16 protein-coding genes and 1 pseudogene are annotated in these 15,651 nt (G+C 64.9%); 9 read left to right on the plus strand and 8 right to left on the minus strand.

What is annotated here, in order from left to right; all coding sequences use genetic code 11:
• Positions 1 to 458: 458 nt before the first annotated feature.
• A pseudogene (locus tag OG878_RS23190) lies at positions 459 to 692 on the plus strand (tyrosine-type recombinase/integrase); the annotation flags it as partial.
• 218 nt (positions 693 to 910) lie between these two features.
• Positions 911 to 1,312 (plus strand): protein-tyrosine phosphatase family protein, encoded by a 402-nt coding sequence (locus tag OG878_RS23195; protein ID WP_328888555.1) that lies wholly within the window; start codon positions 911 to 913, stop codon positions 1,310 to 1,312.
• Positions 1,313 to 1,902: 590 nt separating this feature from the next.
• On the opposite strand, the gene OG878_RS23200 is transcribed toward OG878_RS23195, so the two are convergent.
• Together OG878_RS23200 and OG878_RS23210 are read right to left on the minus strand one after the other, a co-directional pair.
• Positions 1,903 to 2,214, minus strand: coding sequence for a hypothetical protein (locus OG878_RS23200; RefSeq protein ID WP_328888556.1), 312 nt, complete (start codon positions 2,212 to 2,214; stop codon positions 1,903 to 1,905).
• A gap of 424 nt (positions 2,215 to 2,638) precedes the next feature.
• Positions 2,639 to 3,235: a TetR family transcriptional regulator gene (locus OG878_RS23210; protein WP_328888557.1), complete on the minus strand. Its 597-nt coding sequence runs from the start codon at positions 3,233 to 3,235 to the stop codon at positions 2,639 to 2,641.
• 189 nt (positions 3,236 to 3,424) lie between these two features.
• Here OG878_RS23210 and OG878_RS23215 point away from each other — a divergent pair, with 189 nt between their 5' ends.
• From OG878_RS23215 to OG878_RS23225, 3 genes are read left to right on the plus strand one after another with little or no spacing between them, the layout of a single operon-like run.
• Positions 3,425 to 5,059 (plus strand): MFS transporter, encoded by a 1,635-nt coding sequence (locus OG878_RS23215; RefSeq protein ID WP_443049151.1) that lies wholly within the window; start codon positions 3,425 to 3,427, stop codon positions 5,057 to 5,059.
• 11 nt (positions 5,060 to 5,070) lie between these two features.
• Positions 5,071 to 5,268 (plus strand): hypothetical protein, encoded by a 198-nt coding sequence (locus tag OG878_RS23220; RefSeq protein WP_328888558.1) that lies wholly within the window; start codon positions 5,071 to 5,073, stop codon positions 5,266 to 5,268.
• Positions 5,269 to 5,319: 51 nt separating this feature from the next.
• On the plus strand, positions 5,320 to 6,222 hold the full coding sequence (locus OG878_RS23225; RefSeq protein ID WP_328888559.1) for an NmrA family NAD(P)-binding protein: 903 nt from the start codon (positions 5,320 to 5,322) through the stop codon (positions 6,220 to 6,222).
• A gap of 746 nt (positions 6,223 to 6,968) precedes the next feature.
• Here OG878_RS23225 and OG878_RS23230 read toward each other — a convergent pair.
• Entirely contained in the window at positions 6,969 to 7,202 is a 234-nt protein-coding gene (locus OG878_RS23230) for a hypothetical protein (protein ID WP_328888560.1), read from the minus strand.
• Between the two features lie 762 nt (positions 7,203 to 7,964).
• Between OG878_RS23230 and OG878_RS23235 the strand changes: the two genes are divergently transcribed.
• Together OG878_RS23235 and OG878_RS23240 are read left to right on the plus strand one after the other, a co-directional pair.
• A complete protein-coding gene (locus OG878_RS23235) occupies positions 7,965 to 8,525 on the plus strand; it encodes a hypothetical protein (protein ID WP_328888561.1) in 561 nt (186 codons plus the stop codon).
• 404 nt (positions 8,526 to 8,929) lie between these two features.
• Positions 8,930 to 9,280, plus strand: coding sequence for a hypothetical protein (locus OG878_RS23240; protein ID WP_328888562.1), 351 nt, complete (start codon positions 8,930 to 8,932; stop codon positions 9,278 to 9,280).
• Between the two features lie 976 nt (positions 9,281 to 10,256).
• Here the strand turns inward: OG878_RS23240 and OG878_RS23245 are convergent.
• The 3 genes from OG878_RS23245 to OG878_RS23255 form a co-directional block, all read right to left on the minus strand.
• A complete protein-coding gene (locus OG878_RS23245) occupies positions 10,257 to 10,643 on the minus strand; it encodes a hypothetical protein (protein WP_328888563.1) in 387 nt (128 codons plus the stop codon).
• A 271-nt stretch (positions 10,644 to 10,914) separates the two neighbouring features.
• Positions 10,915 to 11,220 carry a hypothetical protein gene (locus tag OG878_RS23250; protein WP_328888564.1) on the minus strand — a complete coding sequence of 102 codons (306 nt, stop codon included), beginning with the start codon at positions 11,218 to 11,220 and terminating at the stop codon, positions 10,915 to 10,917.
• 163 nt (positions 11,221 to 11,383) lie between these two features.
• Positions 11,384 to 11,569: a hypothetical protein gene (locus OG878_RS23255; protein ID WP_328888565.1), complete on the minus strand. Its 186-nt coding sequence runs from the start codon at positions 11,567 to 11,569 to the stop codon at positions 11,384 to 11,386.
• A gap of 420 nt (positions 11,570 to 11,989) precedes the next feature.
• On the opposite strand from OG878_RS23255, the gene OG878_RS23260 reads away from it, so the two are divergent.
• On the plus strand, positions 11,990 to 12,487 hold the full coding sequence (locus OG878_RS23260) for a lactococcin 972 family bacteriocin (protein ID WP_328888566.1): 498 nt from the start codon (positions 11,990 to 11,992) through the stop codon (positions 12,485 to 12,487).
• A 1,374-nt stretch (positions 12,488 to 13,861) separates the two neighbouring features.
• The gene (locus OG878_RS23265) at positions 13,862 to 14,422 is read left to right on the plus strand and encodes an HD domain-containing protein (protein WP_328888567.1); all 561 of its coding nucleotides are present in this window, start codon (positions 13,862 to 13,864) and stop codon (positions 14,420 to 14,422) included.
• Here the strand turns inward: OG878_RS23265 and OG878_RS23270 are convergent.
• Positions 14,410 to 14,880 (minus strand): NUDIX hydrolase, encoded by a 471-nt coding sequence (locus OG878_RS23270; RefSeq protein WP_328888568.1) that lies wholly within the window; start codon positions 14,878 to 14,880, stop codon positions 14,410 to 14,412. The genes OG878_RS23265 and OG878_RS23270 overlap by 13 nt on opposite strands.
• A 34-nt stretch (positions 14,881 to 14,914) precedes the next feature.
• Positions 14,915 to 15,646, minus strand: a complete 732-nt coding sequence (locus OG878_RS23275; protein WP_328888569.1) for an XRE family transcriptional regulator — start codon at positions 15,644 to 15,646, stop codon at positions 14,915 to 14,917.
• Positions 15,647 to 15,651: the final 5 nt, after the last annotated feature.

Raw genomic sequence — 15,651 nt, forward strand, 5'->3', positions numbered from 1 at the left:
GACGCCCCCTCCAGGAGGCACCCGTGCGAAATCCGACGGTACGACACCCACGGTGCAGAGTAGTCGAGTTGCGCGTTGCGTCGATCCTGCGGGAAGCGTTGCGCTCGCCGGGATACGTGCATGGCGGGCAACTGAATCGTGACGGTCTCAAGTCGATGTCCACACAAGAGTGTTGACTCCGTGGCCATCCCCCATGGCCGGTGATGTTTCCGACGCGCGGCGCGCTGGACAAGGTGACCCGATCACACGGGTCGGGGCGCCCGCTCTCATGGGGAGGTATACGGGCGCCGACCGCAGGAGCGGGCTGGTCCCCCGGGCCGGCTCGCTCCTGCGCCTGTATGGCGGCTCGGGCATTCCACGTGGCAGTGGCGCCCGAGCCGTCGTCGCAACGACTCGGGGCACTCGTCCACGTACCCGGGGCGGAGCCGATGACGGTGACCTCGCGTATGGCGGAGTCGGTCAGGAGGTCACGCCGCCTGCTGGGCGTCGATCTCGGCGATCAGGGGCCCCGACATGGCTCCGCCACGCTGCTGACGGCGGCCGGCGTCGCGCCGAGGGTCATCATGGAGATCCTCGGGCACAGCCGGATCAGCATCACGATGGACGTGTACACGCACGTCGTGCACGACACGCAGCGGGAGGCGATCAGCCACACGGGCCGCCTTCTCAAGCGCCATCTGCCGGCCACCTGAGCTTGGTCCATAGCCTCTGCGCGTGGTCAGCTCCTTGGCTGACCACAGGCTCAAGGAGGGAACGCGAGCGCCTGACCGTGTCGTTGGTTCTCTGGGAGAGGAGTGCCGGTGAAGACACGTCAGAAGAACCGCGATGCCCCGAACCACAAGCACCGTGGAACGAAGTCGGGCCGCGGCCATGGATTGGCCGACACTTCTGGGCCGGCCCCGACGGTGCTGTGCAGACTGCCGTTGTCGACGCTCAATTCGACCTGGTCATCAGCCTATGCACTCGAACAGGCCACGGATCGACCCCTGGAGTCGAGCATCTGATCAGCGAGATCCCCGACAACCCGCTCACAGCCGAGCAGCTCCACCCGGTCCAACGGCTGGCCGTCACCGCCGCAGAGGCCGTACGGAACGACCGCACCGTTCTCGTGCGCTGTCACTCCGGCTACAACCGCTCCGCCCTCGTCGTTGCACAGACCCTGATCGAGTTTGGCCAGGACGCCACCACCGCCATCGACCTCATCCGACAGCGACGATCGCCCTGGGTCCTGAACAACCAGACCTTCGAGCCCTACCTCACCGCCGGACTCGACGTCGCCTACCTCCTGGCCGGACTCGAAACCCCCACCTGACCAGCGGCACTGCCTGTCGCCACTCGCGGTCGGCATGGGTCTTCTCGCGCTGGGGCACGTCATGAAGCCCACGCGATAACTCGACCTGTCGGCGCTGAGACGCGACTGCCGTCAACTGGTGCCGTCAAAGGCCCCGGACCATGATCGGTCCGGGGCCATTTGGCTGGTGCGCCGGCAGGATTCGAACATGTGACACCCGCTTGAGGGGCGAGGTGGGGCGACCTTGGGCGTGACCTGCGGTTCCCCTGCCTTGAGTGGGGTCGGTGACACGCGCCTCTGCGTACTCCGACTCCCCGTGAGTCCCCGCCCGTTCTGGCACGGCTGCGGCACGACCGCTCTTCGTCCCGAAGGAACTTGGCTGGGCGCTCGACTTTGGCCGACTGTTCCTCTCACCTGCGGCGCTGGTGCGCAGACGTCCGCGCTTGTCCGCCGCTGTACGTCGGCGTTGTCACGCAGTTAGACACGCACCCGGGATGTGATCCGGCGCTTAGAAGATGCGGGCACGCCCCAGAGGCCTGGCCCAGCACATCCGTGCCACTTCCGCGACAAGCTGCCGGCGCCGCCCGCGCTCGTTGCCGTCAGCGTTGCCGTCATTCGAGGGTGCGAAGACCGCGCGTCCGAAAGAAGCGACGCGCCGCCCGGAGGGCCAAGACCAGCACGGTGACCGCCAGCACAACGTTGAGAGTGTCCATGATCATGACGACGGAGTGGGGCGCGGACAACAGGCTCGGCACCTTGCCGCCGATCATCCCCAGGCCCATGAGGAGAGGGAGCCATGCCCGAAAGAAGCGCATGTCCTGATCGGGACTCGCTCCCTTCCGAACCCTGGTCCGCTCCCACCACTGGCTGCCGACACCCGCGAGGACCAGCGCGCACCCCATCGCGACTACGGACCAGTCCATGAACCGCAGCATTACATCTCCTTGATCGGTGGACGGATCCTCCTCCCGCGGGTGACCGCGGTCAAGCGGTCGGCGTCCCACCGCAGCCCTGGCCCTTTTGAGTCCCGGAGCTGTGCGCGGCGCCCCGGGCACGCTCAGACCCTGTGACACTCGCTTTAGGAGTTCGACCAACTGAACGGGCCGCCTGGGCGCCAAGCCCGTGGCAGGGCACGGCGAGTGTTCTGGGAGGCGCTCAGGACCGGGTCAGTGTGCTGACGTTGCCGTCAGAAACTGCCGTCGCTCTTCATTTCGTCGGTGGCTGCGTTGACTTGCTCGGTGGATTCGACCTCCGCGCCGAGGTGGTCAAGGCGGGTCCCCTGCCCGGGTTCGGCCTGAAGCCGACTTGCGGGCCCGGGCGGCGGCCTGCACGGCCGGCCGGCCTCGGTCAGTCCGCGCGGTGCATTGGTTCGCACTGCCCGGCGCCGCTCTTGGTGAGAGCCGTACGCGCTGCCTGCAGTAGTTCTTCGGAGATCGGGTTGCCCCGGGTGGCGCGGGCGAGGGCGAGGGCACCGACCATGGTGCAGAGCTGGGCCATGCCGTCGTCGTCGCCGGTGGCCAGCTGGGCGGCTCGGTTCCGTACCCCGTTGATGTAGACGTGCTGGGAGCGGGCGGCCTGGTCGGGTTCGCGCCCCAGGTCGGCGGCGAATCCGGAGACGGGGCAGCCCTCCCCGGCGTGATCGCGGTGCCAGACCGAGAGGTATTGCTCGATCAGCGTGCGGCGGGCGGCTTCGTGGTCTCCGGCGGGCTCCTCTCGCCCAGCCGGCGAGTGTGCCGCCGGATCCTCGAAGGCGTGGGCGATGGCCTCGTCGACCAGGTCCACCTTCGAGACGAACTGCTTGTGGAACCCGCCACGGGTGAGCCCGGCGGCCTTCATCAGGTCGGCGACGCTGACCGCTGTGCCTTTCTCACGGAACATCCGAGAAGCGGTTGCTACGACGCGCTGCCGGTTTTCCTGTGCTTGCGCCTGGGACACGCGGCCCATGGAATCACTCTCCTCAGATGGATGTCGCTTGACATCTATCCTAGCCCCAATTTAGATTTCTAGTGACATCTATTTGATGCCGATGAGGTCACCGGTAGGCCAAGCAGGGCCTTGCGCTGCCTCCCACCGTCTGAGGTCGACGGCCTCCGCCCGGCAATCGCAGAACCACCGACAACACTGGAGACCCCTGTGGCATCGCCACCCACCCCCACCGAGTCCTCGACGCCCGCGGCGTCCACACCACCCGTGCCGCCTGCCCAGCGACGAGGCGTTTCCGAGGTGGTCCACCACCGGCGCTGGGCCATCCTGGCCGTGCTCGCGTTCAGCCTCCTGGTGGTGATGCTGGACAATTCGATCCTCAACGTGGCGATGAAGACCATCGCCCAGCCTGCTCCCACCGGACTCGGCTCCACCCAGAGCCAGCTGGAGTGGGCGGTCAATTCCTACACGCTGGTCTTCGCCGGACTGCTGTTCACCGCGGGTCTGCTGGGTGACCGGCTCGGCCGCAAGAAGATGCTGCTCCTCGGCATGGCCGTGTTCGGTGTGGGATCCGTGCTGTCCGCGCTGTCGGACTCCTCCGGGCAGCTCATAGCCTTCCGCGCCGTGATGGGCTTCGGCGGCGCCTTCATCCTGCCCGCCACCCTCGCGATCATCATGAACGTCTTCGAGCCCGAGGAGCAGCCCAAAGCCATTGGCATCTGGACCGGTGTGGTCGGTTTCGCCATAGCCGCCGGCCCCATCGCCAGCGGTGTTCTGCTGGAGCACTTCTGGTGGGGCTCGGTCTTCCTGGTCAATGTGCCGATCGTGGTCGCCGCGATGGTCGCGATGGTGGCGATCGTCCCCGATTCCAAGGACCCCAGGCCCGGTAGGCTCGACCCGGTCGGCGTGCTGCTGTCGATCGTCGGTCTGGCGGTGCTGGTCTACGGCATCATCAAGGGCGGCCAGCTGGGCGACTTCACCCGGCCCGAGGTGTGGGCGACGATCCTGGGCGGCCTGGCGGTCCTTGCCGGTTTCGTGGTGTACGAGGCCCGCAGCGACCATCCGGCCCTCGACGTCACCTACTTCCGCAACCGGCGGTTCTCCGCCTCCGTCGCCGCCATCGGCCTGGTCTTCTTCGCGCTCATGGGCGTCACGTTCTTCAGCGTCTTCTACAACCAGAGCGTGCGCGGCTACAGCGTCCTGCAGTCCGGACTGCTCGTGCTGCCGCTCGCCGCCTCCCAGATGTTCTTCGCCCCGCGGGCCCGGCTGGTCGTCAACCGCTTCGGCGCCCGAGCCGTGTGCACCGCCGGCCTCGTCCTGACCGCCGTGGCCTTCGCCGGCTTCCTGCTGCTCGGCCAGGACACCCCCATCTGGGTGCTGGAGGTGCTGTTCTTCCTGATGGGCACGGGGATGGCCCATGTGATGCCGCCCGCCACCGTCATGATCATGTCGTCGCTGCCGCGGGAGAAGGCCGGCTCCGGATCCGCGGTCAACAACACCTTCCGGCAGGTCGGAGGGGCCATGGGCGTCGCCGTGCTGGGGTCGCTGCTGTCCACCACGTACCGCAGCGGCATCGACGGCCACCTGAACGTACTGCCCACCTCCGACCGGCACGCCGCAGGTGAATCCGTCCAGGCGACCCTTACCGTCGCCGAGAAGCTGGGACCGGCCGGCAGGGCCCTGGTGCAGTCCGCGCACGACGCCTTCATCCACGCCATGCACATCACCGCGGTAGGGTCCGCAGCCGTCGCCCTGGTCGGCGCGGTCGTCGTGCTGGTCTTCGTGCCGGGCAAGACTGCGGCCGCGGCCGCCAGCGGTGCTAAGTCCCAGCGCCGGACCGTCTGATGAGCCCGACGGTGATTACGAATCATCCCCGCGAGACACCGGAGGCGACCGCCTGCCGGGGACGCCCCCGCGGTGTCGTCGCCGAAACTGCCGTCATCGAGACGGTACTGCGGCTGCTCGAAGAGCCGCCACGACGTGTGAAATCGCCGCACGGACCCACGGTGGCATGGGGGGCCAACGCCTTGCTGACGGCTCCGCTGACGCTCTGATCACACCTCAACACTCAGATATTTCCCATTACTTTCGAAGGAGATCGCCCGATGGTTGCCAACAACCTTGTCCTTATCCCCGGTGTCGGCGGCGTGGGCCGCACGGTCTTCGAGCATCTGCGTGCTCAGAATGTGCCGGTGCGTTTCATGGTCCGCCGCGATGACGCGCGGGCCGCTGAGCTGCGGGCATTGGGCGCAGACGTCGTCATCGGTGACCTGACCCGGCCCGAGACGGTAGCGGCCGCGCTGCAGGGCGTGGCACGGATGTACTTCGGGATGCGCGTGTCGCCGGACCATCTACTGGCGGCGACCGTGGTGGCTTCCGTTGCGAAGGAGTACGGGAAGCTGGAGGCCCTGGTCGACCTGTCGCAGATGACGGTGTCGCAGATGACCGCCACCAGCACGGAGGAGTCGCACCAGCAGCGGCTGCACTGGCTGGCGGAGCAGGTGTTCGACTGGTCGGGTCTGCCGGTGGTGCATATCCGGCCGACGGCGTTCCTGGACACTCCGCTGTTCACCATGATGGCGGCGCGGTCGATTCAGGAGAACGGCACGATCGCGCTGCCGTTCGGCACCGGACGCACCTCGCCGGTCGCCGTGGACGATGTCGCCCGGGTCGTCGCCACCGTGCTCCGCGATCCGGCTCCCCACATCGGGCAGGTCTACGAGCTGACCGGGCCGCGCTCGGTCGACATGACGGAGCTGGCCGCGGAATTCTCCCGGGCGCTGGGCAGGCCGGTGTCCTATGTGGACATGCCCCCGGAGCGCTGGGAGGCCCACCTCCCGAAGCTGGGGATGCCCCCGCACCTCGAACAGCACGTTGCCACCATGGCCCAGCTGCACCGGGACAACCGTTACAACCGCACTGCCGATGGCGTCGAGCGCGTGACAGGCATCCCCGCCCAGTCCATCGAGGCGTTCGTAACCGCCCGAAAGGACTTCTACCTGGGTTGAACCGACCTGCCCGTCAGTGCCCGATGTGGGGCCATGATCTTCGAGGCTCCCGCCGAAGTGGCTGGCTGAAGTAGTGGAGCCGAGCGGGGCGGAGACATGAGCGCGAGCGCCTCCGGCCGCCCGCGCCCGCCCGGAGGAGCGAAGCGACGACGGGTACTTGATGAACACAGGGAAAGTCTGTGATCCATGACCCAGCTGTCCGGGTCCCGCGTCGAATGCCAAGCCTCGAGGCTGTAGTGCGTGACGGATGGCCCGCCCCGTGGTTTCGCTGCGTGCCGGCACTTTTCGACCTCGACAACACCCTGATCGACCGGCGTGCGGGCCTTGAGGATTGGGTCCCCGCCTTGAGCGCGTTCGGTGCCTGCCCCGGGAGGCGGTGTCCATCATGTGCGATCGGCTCCGGGAGCGGGCATACCCGAGCGCGGACCGTCAAGGACGCCGTGGCCGTAGTCCATCGGCCGAAGCGTGTTGTGATGCCGAAGGATTCGGGTGTCAGTCAACCCGTATCGCGTAGCGGTCGCCTGCCTGCCAGCTGTGGGTCGTTGCCGTCAAAACGCCCCGGACCATCCCGGCCCGGGGCGTCTCCCCTGGTCACGCTTGTGCCCCCGGCAGGATTCGAACCTGCGACACCCGCTTTAGGAGTTCGATCCGTGCACGGTCCGGCTACGGTCGTCGACTGGTGCAACAGCCGGACAGGGTCACTGGTGTGCGCCCCCGTCCGGCGTCGTTGATGTCAGCCGTGGATGTCAGAGTGCGGCATCGTTGGGAGCATCCCTCTCGTGCACGGGCAGGCGAGGCCGCGTTGAGCGAGCCGCCGGGACGGCGGCTCCCAGCACCGCAGCCCCCGTACTGATGGGGACGGCAAGCTTCGGGCTGATCCAGACGCTGACGGTCACGCCCAGCGTCAGCAGTCCGACGAGGACCGTCGTCGGACGACGGCTGACCACCTGACGGATCCTGTAGTAGAGGCGTACCTTCATGTACGGCACCTTCTTCGTGAGACGTGTATCGAATGGGTGTGAGCGCGGCCTCCTGTTGCCCCAGGGGGCCGCTCGCCGTTACCGACGTGCCGTCACTTTCCTTCATCCGGCCTGGATTTGCGCGCTTCCTCACAAGACCTCTTGGCCCGCATGTAGTCTCTACGACCGTACGGCGAAAACCGCTGGTCAGAGGCCGGGTGCGTTGCGGGCTAAAGGGTCGGACTGCCTGAGGAGTCGAATTGGTGACCCTTTGGCCCGCATGTAGTCCCTACGGCCGTACGGCGAAAACCGCTGGTCAGAGCCTGTATGTGATGCGGGCCAAAGGGTCAGATAGGGGCTGACGTGCCAAGGAATGCTGATCGCCGCGCACGCCGGATGGCGGCCCTGAGAGGCAGGATTCCGCGGCTGCGGGAGGCGACCAGGAGTCTCCGCACCCTGCATGGACGGGGAGGGCCCTGGCCATCACACATACGAATCAGATCCGAATTTTTCAGTGGGTACGCATACAGTAAACCGCCCATAGAGCGCATATCTGCGCCTCGTGGAATTAACCTTCAGGTCTATCTGCTGGGATTGTATGAAGCCCAGACTCGAAAAAGGGATGGCATGGCCGGGCCGTGCCCCCTGCCAATTCTAGGTTCTCGCCGCGAAATCTCTTGGTCCTCAATCGTGGTGTCTGCGGCCACGGAAAACATGCAAGCCAAAGCGCCAGTTACTGCGGCGCAGAACCGGGCCCGTCAGATTAAGTCCGCCTTCAAGCGCTTGGCAGATGAGAATCTTGCAGTGCGGAATATTGGCGATCCCACGAACCCCTATCCGCTGATGCTCCTACATGAGTCCGGAAGTGCCCAGTTTGAGAAGTATGGGTACACCGTGCCTGAGTGGTACGAGAATTCCCCCTCAACGGTCTCGCTCCCTGTTGACTTCTTCAGGGAGGGTTGGGTGTACCTACTGACTCCTGCGGAGATCCGCATATACCTCGTGCTCAGGCACCTAGCGGGGCGCTTCCCCGGCGTGCATGCCGAGCACGGTGTGTACTGCGGGGAGCGAGAAAGGGAGTGGATTTATAACCTGTCGCGGGACGTTTACGAAGCACATCTGACCCTGTCTCGATTCGGCCTTATAGAGAGGATCGAAGACCGATCTCGTCATGCGGATGGAAAAGCCGTGAACTATAGAGAAAGGGTGGCGCGGGGAGAGGTTACTTCTCCGCATCGCTTCAAGGTTGCGCCTGACAATTCATTCAGAGAGCCGGCCTGGGAGAGGATCAAAAAATCACTCATGAATTACCCTCCTACATTTGAGCAAATGAAGCGAGAGTGAGCCCGAGCTCGTCCATTGGCCGTGCACGAGGTCGGTGGAGTCTCAATGGGCGTGGCAAGCGCCGGCAACTGTGGTCAGTAGCCGGTCTACTGATCAGCCCTTCCGCTGATCAGCGGTCCCGAAGAAGCCCACGGCTCTGACCAGCTCAGATACCGTGGGCTTCTGTCGTTGTCGGCCCGCGTCGGCTGACCTCGGACGGCCCGGAGACGGCCCGGGTCTAGGTGGTCGCGCAGGAAACCACAGTGCGGCAGCACTCAGCCCTGATCTACGATCACCCTGCCTGCGTCGGCCGGCAGCTGTAGACCCGCAGCACCGGCCCGTTGTGGAGGGGGCCAGCCCGTTCGAGCCGGGCCAGGTGGGCTGACATCCGCTTTGCGTGGCCAAGTGGTGGGGGAGCCAACCTGGTGTGGGACGGGGCGTTCTACCGCGTTCAACTTGACGGCTACGAAATCTGCTTCGTGCCCGATGCCGGGGTACCACTCGACGAGATCGACGACGTCGACATGTGGGTGATCTTTGACAGCGGGGAACGCTGGTCGGGGACGATCTACACCCTGGACAATGTCCGCCGCACCATGGACCGTTGGCGACAGACCGGTGAATGCCTTAGCGGCAGGTACTTCTACGTCTGGGATGGGCTGATCGTCCGCGATCGAGGCATCCCCGGGATGGTTGATGTCGTCGACGACCTTGTTCGGAGCGGTTACTACAGAAGTGTCTTCCGCGACGTTGGTCCAGAAGATACGGATGACTGACCCCTTCGTCCCGAAGCAACTTGGCCGGGCGATCGACCTTGGGTCGCTGGGCTACTCAACTGTTGTGATAGTCCGTCAGCGTGCGTGGACGTCCGCTGCTATGCGTTGCCGTTGTCACGCAGTTGAACACTCAGCCGGCCTCTCGATGCGAACCATGGCAGCGTCGGTCGATGGGGTCCGATAATCAAGTCAGTTCGGCGTCTGCGGCTGGTGGGGGGTCGGTTGTGGGCTCGGTGGTTGCTGTATCTCGCTGCTGTACAACACCGGCGAGGAAGGCCGGGGCCGCTCTGTACTGGTATGTCATTGCTCCGGATGGCTTCGGCCGGTAGGACCGTCGGTAGAGGCCGAAGGCACTGAAGAGGAAGCAGAAGCCCACGATTGTGGCGAAAGTCGCCATTGGCGTCGATTCCAAGTGGCGGTGCACAGGACCCACGATGATTGTGCCCCCGACGCCTGCGCAGACGTCCGCCCAGCCTCCAAGTCGCGGCGACGAAACCGTCTTTCTGAACCATGGGGGGACCCATCCGACGCAGATGGCGGCAATGCCAGGAACGAATGTCAGGAGCCAGTACAGGGCCAACACGGTCCATCCGATGACATCCACAGCGAGTCCCCCATGCGACAGGTGTGCGACTCGATGGCCGCCGGGCGTGATCTTTGCATGGCAGGCTTGCCGCCGGTAAGGGGCCCGGGCTCACGCTCGGTGTGTAGGCACACCTGATGCCCTCCAGCCAGGAATGTACGCGTACGGAAGTGGTGGCCGCTGTCTTCGATACGTCCCGATCAAGCACCGGACGGCTCAGTGACGCCCCACCTGAGGCACAAGCACCGCTTTAGGAGCGAGGTGAGGTGGTCACAGGCCTGACCTGTGGATTCCCCGCCTCGGATGGAGTGGGTGATGCGTCCCCCTGCGCACCGTGATTCCCCCTGAGTCCCCGCCTGTTCTGGCACGAGAGTGGCACGGCCGCACAGCCCCTCAACGGATCACGCAAATGGCCGGCATGGGCGCTCTCCACTCGCCCAGTTCTGCGATGAGGACCCGGCGGGCCAGTTCGCGGACTTTGATCCACCCGGCATCGCTGGATAGCGCGTCCGTGGCCCACCTGGCGGCGTTCGGCTCACCGCTCATCTCGTTGAACACCATGTCTATGCCGTGTAGGTCGGGCAGCACATCGTGGCTGAGTTGTCCCTCTTCCACCAGTTGCTCTGACATACGGAAGGCGTGGTCGAAGTCCAAGGCGATCTCATCCGTGGGGATGTCGTACTTCTCCAGCCACACCGCCTGGACCGAGGGATCAGCGGCCAGCACAGTGAGCGACTCGACCAGCAGGCGTCGGCGAAACGAAGGGTCGGTAGTGGTCACGGCACGATCGTCGCATGCGACTACCCTTGCGATCTGTGGTTTTTCCTCCCGGCTCCTGAATGTGGCAGCGCGGGCGGTGTCTGGTTTGACCAGTCAAGGCGCTCAGTAGCCGAAGAAGTGACACGCCGGGTCTCCGACCTGCGGCCACAGCATCGATCGACGCTGTGACCTGCTGCTGAGCTGTCGGCAGTTGTCAGCGTTGGTCATCGTTGAGCGCCCTTCCACGGCCCCGAGACGGCCCCAGGAGGGCGCTCCTTGAATCACGCTCAGCTCAGATGGCCAGAGGCGGGATGGCGTCGTCGATCATCCCTAGGACGGAGCGAATCTCCTCGCGCGTATATCCGCTGCGCGTCCGCAGCTCGTCGTCCGACAGGTTGAAGCCGTTGCACAGCTCTGTGGAGGCGATGCCGAGCAGTGCGTTCAGGCCCTTGACCTTGCTGTATCCGTAGCCGGCGCCCTGCTTGGCGTAGCCGTAGGCGCGGCGGATGGTGTCGTCGATGTCCACGTGGGCGACGTGGTCCGCGCCGGGCAGCAGCGGGGCATGACGGGCCAGTTCGGGAAGGAACCGGCGGGTCACGCGTGCAGTTGCTTCACATGCCCGTGCGTGAAGGAGCGCAGAAACGACCCCAGTGTGGACGGGGCCCACACTCCGGAGAACAGGCGGCCCATCGCGCCATGCCGTAGTCGGTCCATGTCATCGATGCTGTCGGCGCCCGTGACCATGCCGCCCACCAGTGACATCACTTTCGCCGCGGGGAAGGCACCAGCGCCGTCCTTCGAGGCCGGCGACGGATGTACTCCCGGACCAGCGCGGGCAGACCGCACCGCTCGGCCAGCCGCACCACCGGCGCCAGCCCGTCGTACGCGACCAGGTTCGGGTCATCGAACGCGGAAGAGACCGCCGCTGTGGCATGGGAAGATTGCATCTTGGAAGTGCCTTGCTGATCGTGCCTGATGTGGTCCTAGAGAAACCCCATCATCGCAGGTCACAAGGCGCTTCTTCATTCCCCGAGAAACTGTCCACAGACATCAAGCCGGTGAATCCGGGCTCATTCGCAGCGCGGTGAGGATCGGCCGCGCCGCCTCCTTCTTCCCGCACGAGGATGTCGGAGTGCTTATGAGCCACCGGCCACAACTATGGGTGACGGCGCCAGGATCAGCGACCCACAGTGAGATATTGCCGCAATGCAAACAAATCAGACGTTCCAGGATGCAGAAATATCCAGACAGGGCCCACAGATCAGACAGACGGGCTTTCAGCCAACCGGTTCTACTTGGCTTTACAGCCAGGCATATGCCATTCGATGATCCCAGTCCCCACACGGGGAATCACTGGGAGGGGTTTCATGAAGATCACCGGTAGATCCGTCGCTTTCACCATCGCTGGCGCAGCTCTGGCTGTTGGCGGCCTCGTGGCGCCGGCCACCGCGGACAGTTCTCAGCTCAGCGCGTCTGCAATCGCCAGCACCCCCGGAGCCACCGTCACCGTCCACCATCGTGGGGACGGCACCCAGCCGCCCGCAGAGCTGGGTAACCCCTCTGAGTGGGGTGTGGTGACGATCAAGATGGACGCTGCGACGGGCTCCGTTAGCCCGCTGTCGGAGGCCTGCGTCAATGCCAGTGGCGGCGACTGGTGTTACGGCTGGTACACCACGGAAGTCAGCACCGGTGTATTCAATAAGTACTGCTACTCGAACTACTACCATTACACGAAGGGCCACGCGTCCACGGTGAAGATCGCTGGCGGCACGAAGAAGGATTGGGCTCCAGCCAACGACACCTCTAACGCCCACCTCACTGCGGGTCTCGCCTACACCTGCTCTACGTACTACAGCATCGATTAGGCTCTGATTCCCGCACCAATCAGTAACTCCTTGCAGGGTGCGGTAGGTTGGTGTGCCGCTCGGGGGCTGGTCGGTTGCCCGCGCAGCCCCCGAGTAGTGCCACCTCCAGCTCTGGCTTAATCACGGAACGGGGAAGAGGAATCATGCGCTTTCCGCGCACTCGTGTTGCACCCAGCGCTGTGTCTATCGGGACGGGTTTGCTACTCGGCCTAGCGGGTCCCATTTCCGGAAAGTTGGACAACACCGTTTGTGTCACCCTAAGTGTGGTCTTTTCCGGAGGGTGGTCGTGGGCCTGTTATGCATTCTTGGTGGGCTATTTCCGCCGATCCAAAATTGAGTCAGCACTGCTGTCATCTTTGGGGTTGGCTATAGGCGTGGTTGCATACTACCTCTTTAAGGACATGTACCCCGCAGTCCCGGCCGGGCTGGAATCGGGCGCCTCTGGCGAAGGGCTTTCCTCTCGCATTCTCGTGTGGGGAATAGTCGCGTTAATTTTCGGTGCCCCCGTGGGACTCGTGGGAAATCTGGCACGGACGCCCGGCATTGGCGGCCTACTTTTCCGCCTCCTTATTCCGCTGACCGCCTACATTGAGACCTCTCAGCGCTTGCACACAGAAGCGGACTCGCAGGATGCGATTGTCGGAATTACCTGGACCGTGATCCGCGTCACCGCATGCGTTGTCGGCGCGTCTCTTGTGGGGCACACGGTATGGAGCTGGTGGCGTGATCGGCGCAACCGACCCGAAGACCGGGAAGGAGTCGGCGCGCCAGCCAATCACCTCTGACTGACTATTGTCGCTGTTGGCCGCTGTATCGGCCTCAGACGTCCCCGTGATTGGCATTAGCCGACGGCAAGGGGTCCGCCCCACGGAACGGTTCGTGCGCAATCTTGTGAACTGGCACAGGCCGGAGTCGCACAGCCGTGCGCGGCCCGACGACCAACCGTGAGCAAGCTGACTGCGCTAGGTCGGTGGAGCGGCTTTGGGGTGGCGCTGCTTTGGCGCGAGTGATCATGGCCCCGTAAGCTTCCGGCGCGTCGGGCAGTCTGTTGACCTGCCCGGTAAAGCACGACGTTGGGGCCATGATCTTCGAGGCTCGCGCCAAAGTGGCTCCGTAAAGCCGCGGAGCCGACCGCCCCAGCCACGACGTACCACTTCTCTGGCCTCAAGCGACTGATTGCTCTGAGCGCGGCCCGGGCGCCGGCCGGGCTGGAGCGGGGCGGAGACAGGAGCGCAGGTCCGGCCGGGGGCCGGGCCGCGTGCGGTGAGCGGAGCGAGCCGCCTTGATGAAGTAGGGAAACTCTTACCGCGCTCATCGCCTGTGGGCTCCATGAGAGCTGTCGGCAGGCCGACCATCTGAGCTACGGTGCGATTCATGCCTTCCGCATTGGACACGCCCCAGGGAGCGGCCGAGCTGGCCGAGTCGCTGTTGCCGCCGCTTGGGAATCGCTGGCTTCACACACAAGCTGTCGCACAACGTGCTCGCCAGGCTTCGGCGGCTGTGCCAGCGGATGAGCGGGATCTGCTCGTTGCCGCTGCGTGGCTCCATGACATCGGATACGCCCCAGAGCTGCGGGATACCGGGTTTCACCCCATCGATGGCGCTCGTTACCTGGAAACCCTCGGGGCGCCATCACGGCTCGTGCGACTGGTCGCCCATCACTCCGGCGCCGTCTACGAGGCAGAGCAACGCGGGCTCTCCGCTGAGCTGGACGTGTACGAGCGGGAGGACTCCCCGCTTCTGGACGCGCTCATCTACGCCGACATGACGACGGGGCCCGCTGGCCAGTCCTTCGACTTCGGCCGGCGGATTGATGAAATCTTGGTCCGCTACGAGCCGGGCAGCGAGGTGCACACCGCGATCAGCAAGGCACGGCCGTATCTCGGTGCCGCGGTCGAGCGGACAACTGTGCGTCTCGGTAATCAGCCGATGTAGGGCTGTGGCCTGACGGCCAAGCCGTGCTCGATTCGCATCCGCATTGACGGATGGATGTTCAGCTCGTCCAACTTGATCGGGTCCATGAAGGCAACTTCCTTGCTCTCGCTGCTTGTCCGTAGCTTGCCGCCGACGATGCGGGCCGTGAAGCAGATCGAGAACTGTTGCCGTACCTCGCCGTCGTCGTACGCCATGACGTGCGCGGGGTTGGTGTAGAGGCCGACCAGTCCGGTCACCTCGACGTCGAACCCCGTCTCTTCCTTCGTCTCCCGAACTGCGGCATCGGCGACCGACTCGCCTACGTCGACGCCGCCGCCCGGCAGCGCCCATAGATCGTTGTCGGTCTTGTGGATGAGCAAGACTTCCCCGGCCTCGTTAAGAGCCACGGCGGTGACTGAAGGGACGATGCTGTTCGCCTTCGGTGCATTTGGATCATTGATGTAGTCGACGCGGGCCATGTCTCCAGCGTCGCACGTTCGTCACCCGGTCCGGCTAGGCGGGACGGCCGTGCTCCCACGTGTAGTCGAAGCTCCGCATGTAGTGCCGGAAGGTCCGGGCACCGGGGATGTAGCGGAAGTGCAGGACCGGGTTCTGTCCTGCGGGTGCTCCGAGGACGTGCGGGTTCACCAACACGTCGTCGTCGAAGCGATAGATCGAGTTGTACAGGATCGTGTCGTGCAGCCTGATCTCAACGCCTGGCGTGGTGGTTGCCGGTTCGAGATAGCGGCGAGTGATCCGAGCCCGGGCGGCAAGGTCGTCGCCGATACCTTCTTCCTCGCCTCGCTGGTGCACCATCTCTGAATCTGGGTCGCCGAGCAGGATCCGTACCTGGGCCCCGCCCTTGGCCTTCTCTATCAGCTGGTTGGGAAGGTCGGGGTGTCCGTCGAACAGGAACAGCCCCGCGTACACGAGGATCTCGACGTGGCTCGTCGCCCGGTCGATCAGCGACGACCACAGCGACGCCGGCACGGCTCCGCGGTGCGGGTAGTACGTGATCAGCTCGGACGTGCTCGCTGTCTCCGCCTGCTTCTCAACAGTGGGCCAGAGGTAGACCTCATCGATGCCGAGAAAGCTTGAGGCTTTCCAACGGTGGCCACGGTGTGGGGTGCGGTCTGTCGTGATCCAACGTTCCACGGTCTTGGGGTCCACTCCGACGTGCTGAGCGAGAGACTGAATGGTCTCGCTCTTCGCCGAAATGGCCGCGCGCAGACGCTCGTTCGCCATAACGT

Origin of the sequence: Streptomyces sp. NBC_00316 (genome assembly GCF_036158715.1) — a bacterium.
Classification (GTDB): Bacteria; Actinomycetota; Actinomycetes; order Streptomycetales; family Streptomycetaceae; genus Streptomyces.

What these genes read in the sequence shown, in the direction of transcription:
- OG878_RS23255 (WP_328888565.1), bottom strand. Translation starts at nt 11,569, where the DNA reads ATGCAATCTTCCCATGCCACAGCGGCGGTCTCTTCCGCGTTCGATGAC.
- OG878_RS23275 (WP_328888569.1), bottom strand. Translation starts at nt 15,646, where the DNA reads ATGGCGAACGAGCGTCTGCGCGCGGCCATTTCGGCGAAGAGCGAGACC.
- OG878_RS23270 (WP_328888568.1), bottom strand. Translation starts at nt 14,880, where the DNA reads ATGGCCCGCGTCGACTACATCAATGATCCAAATGCACCGAAGGCGAAC.
- OG878_RS23265 (WP_328888567.1), top strand. Translation starts at nt 13,862, where the DNA reads ATGCCTTCCGCATTGGACACGCCCCAGGGAGCGGCCGAGCTGGCCGAG.
- OG878_RS23210 (WP_328888557.1), bottom strand. Translation starts at nt 3,235, where the DNA reads ATGGGCCGCGTGTCCCAGGCGCAAGCACAGGAAAACCGGCAGCGCGTC.
- OG878_RS23225 (WP_328888559.1), top strand. Translation starts at nt 5,320, where the DNA reads ATGGTTGCCAACAACCTTGTCCTTATCCCCGGTGTCGGCGGCGTGGGC.
- OG878_RS23200 (WP_328888556.1), bottom strand. Translation starts at nt 2,214, where the DNA reads ATGGACTGGTCCGTAGTCGCGATGGGGTGCGCGCTGGTCCTCGCGGGT.
- OG878_RS23230 (WP_328888560.1), bottom strand. Translation starts at nt 7,202, where the DNA reads ATGAAGGTACGCCTCTACTACAGGATCCGTCAGGTGGTCAGCCGTCGT.
- OG878_RS23260 (WP_328888566.1), top strand. Translation starts at nt 11,990, where the DNA reads ATGAAGATCACCGGTAGATCCGTCGCTTTCACCATCGCTGGCGCAGCT.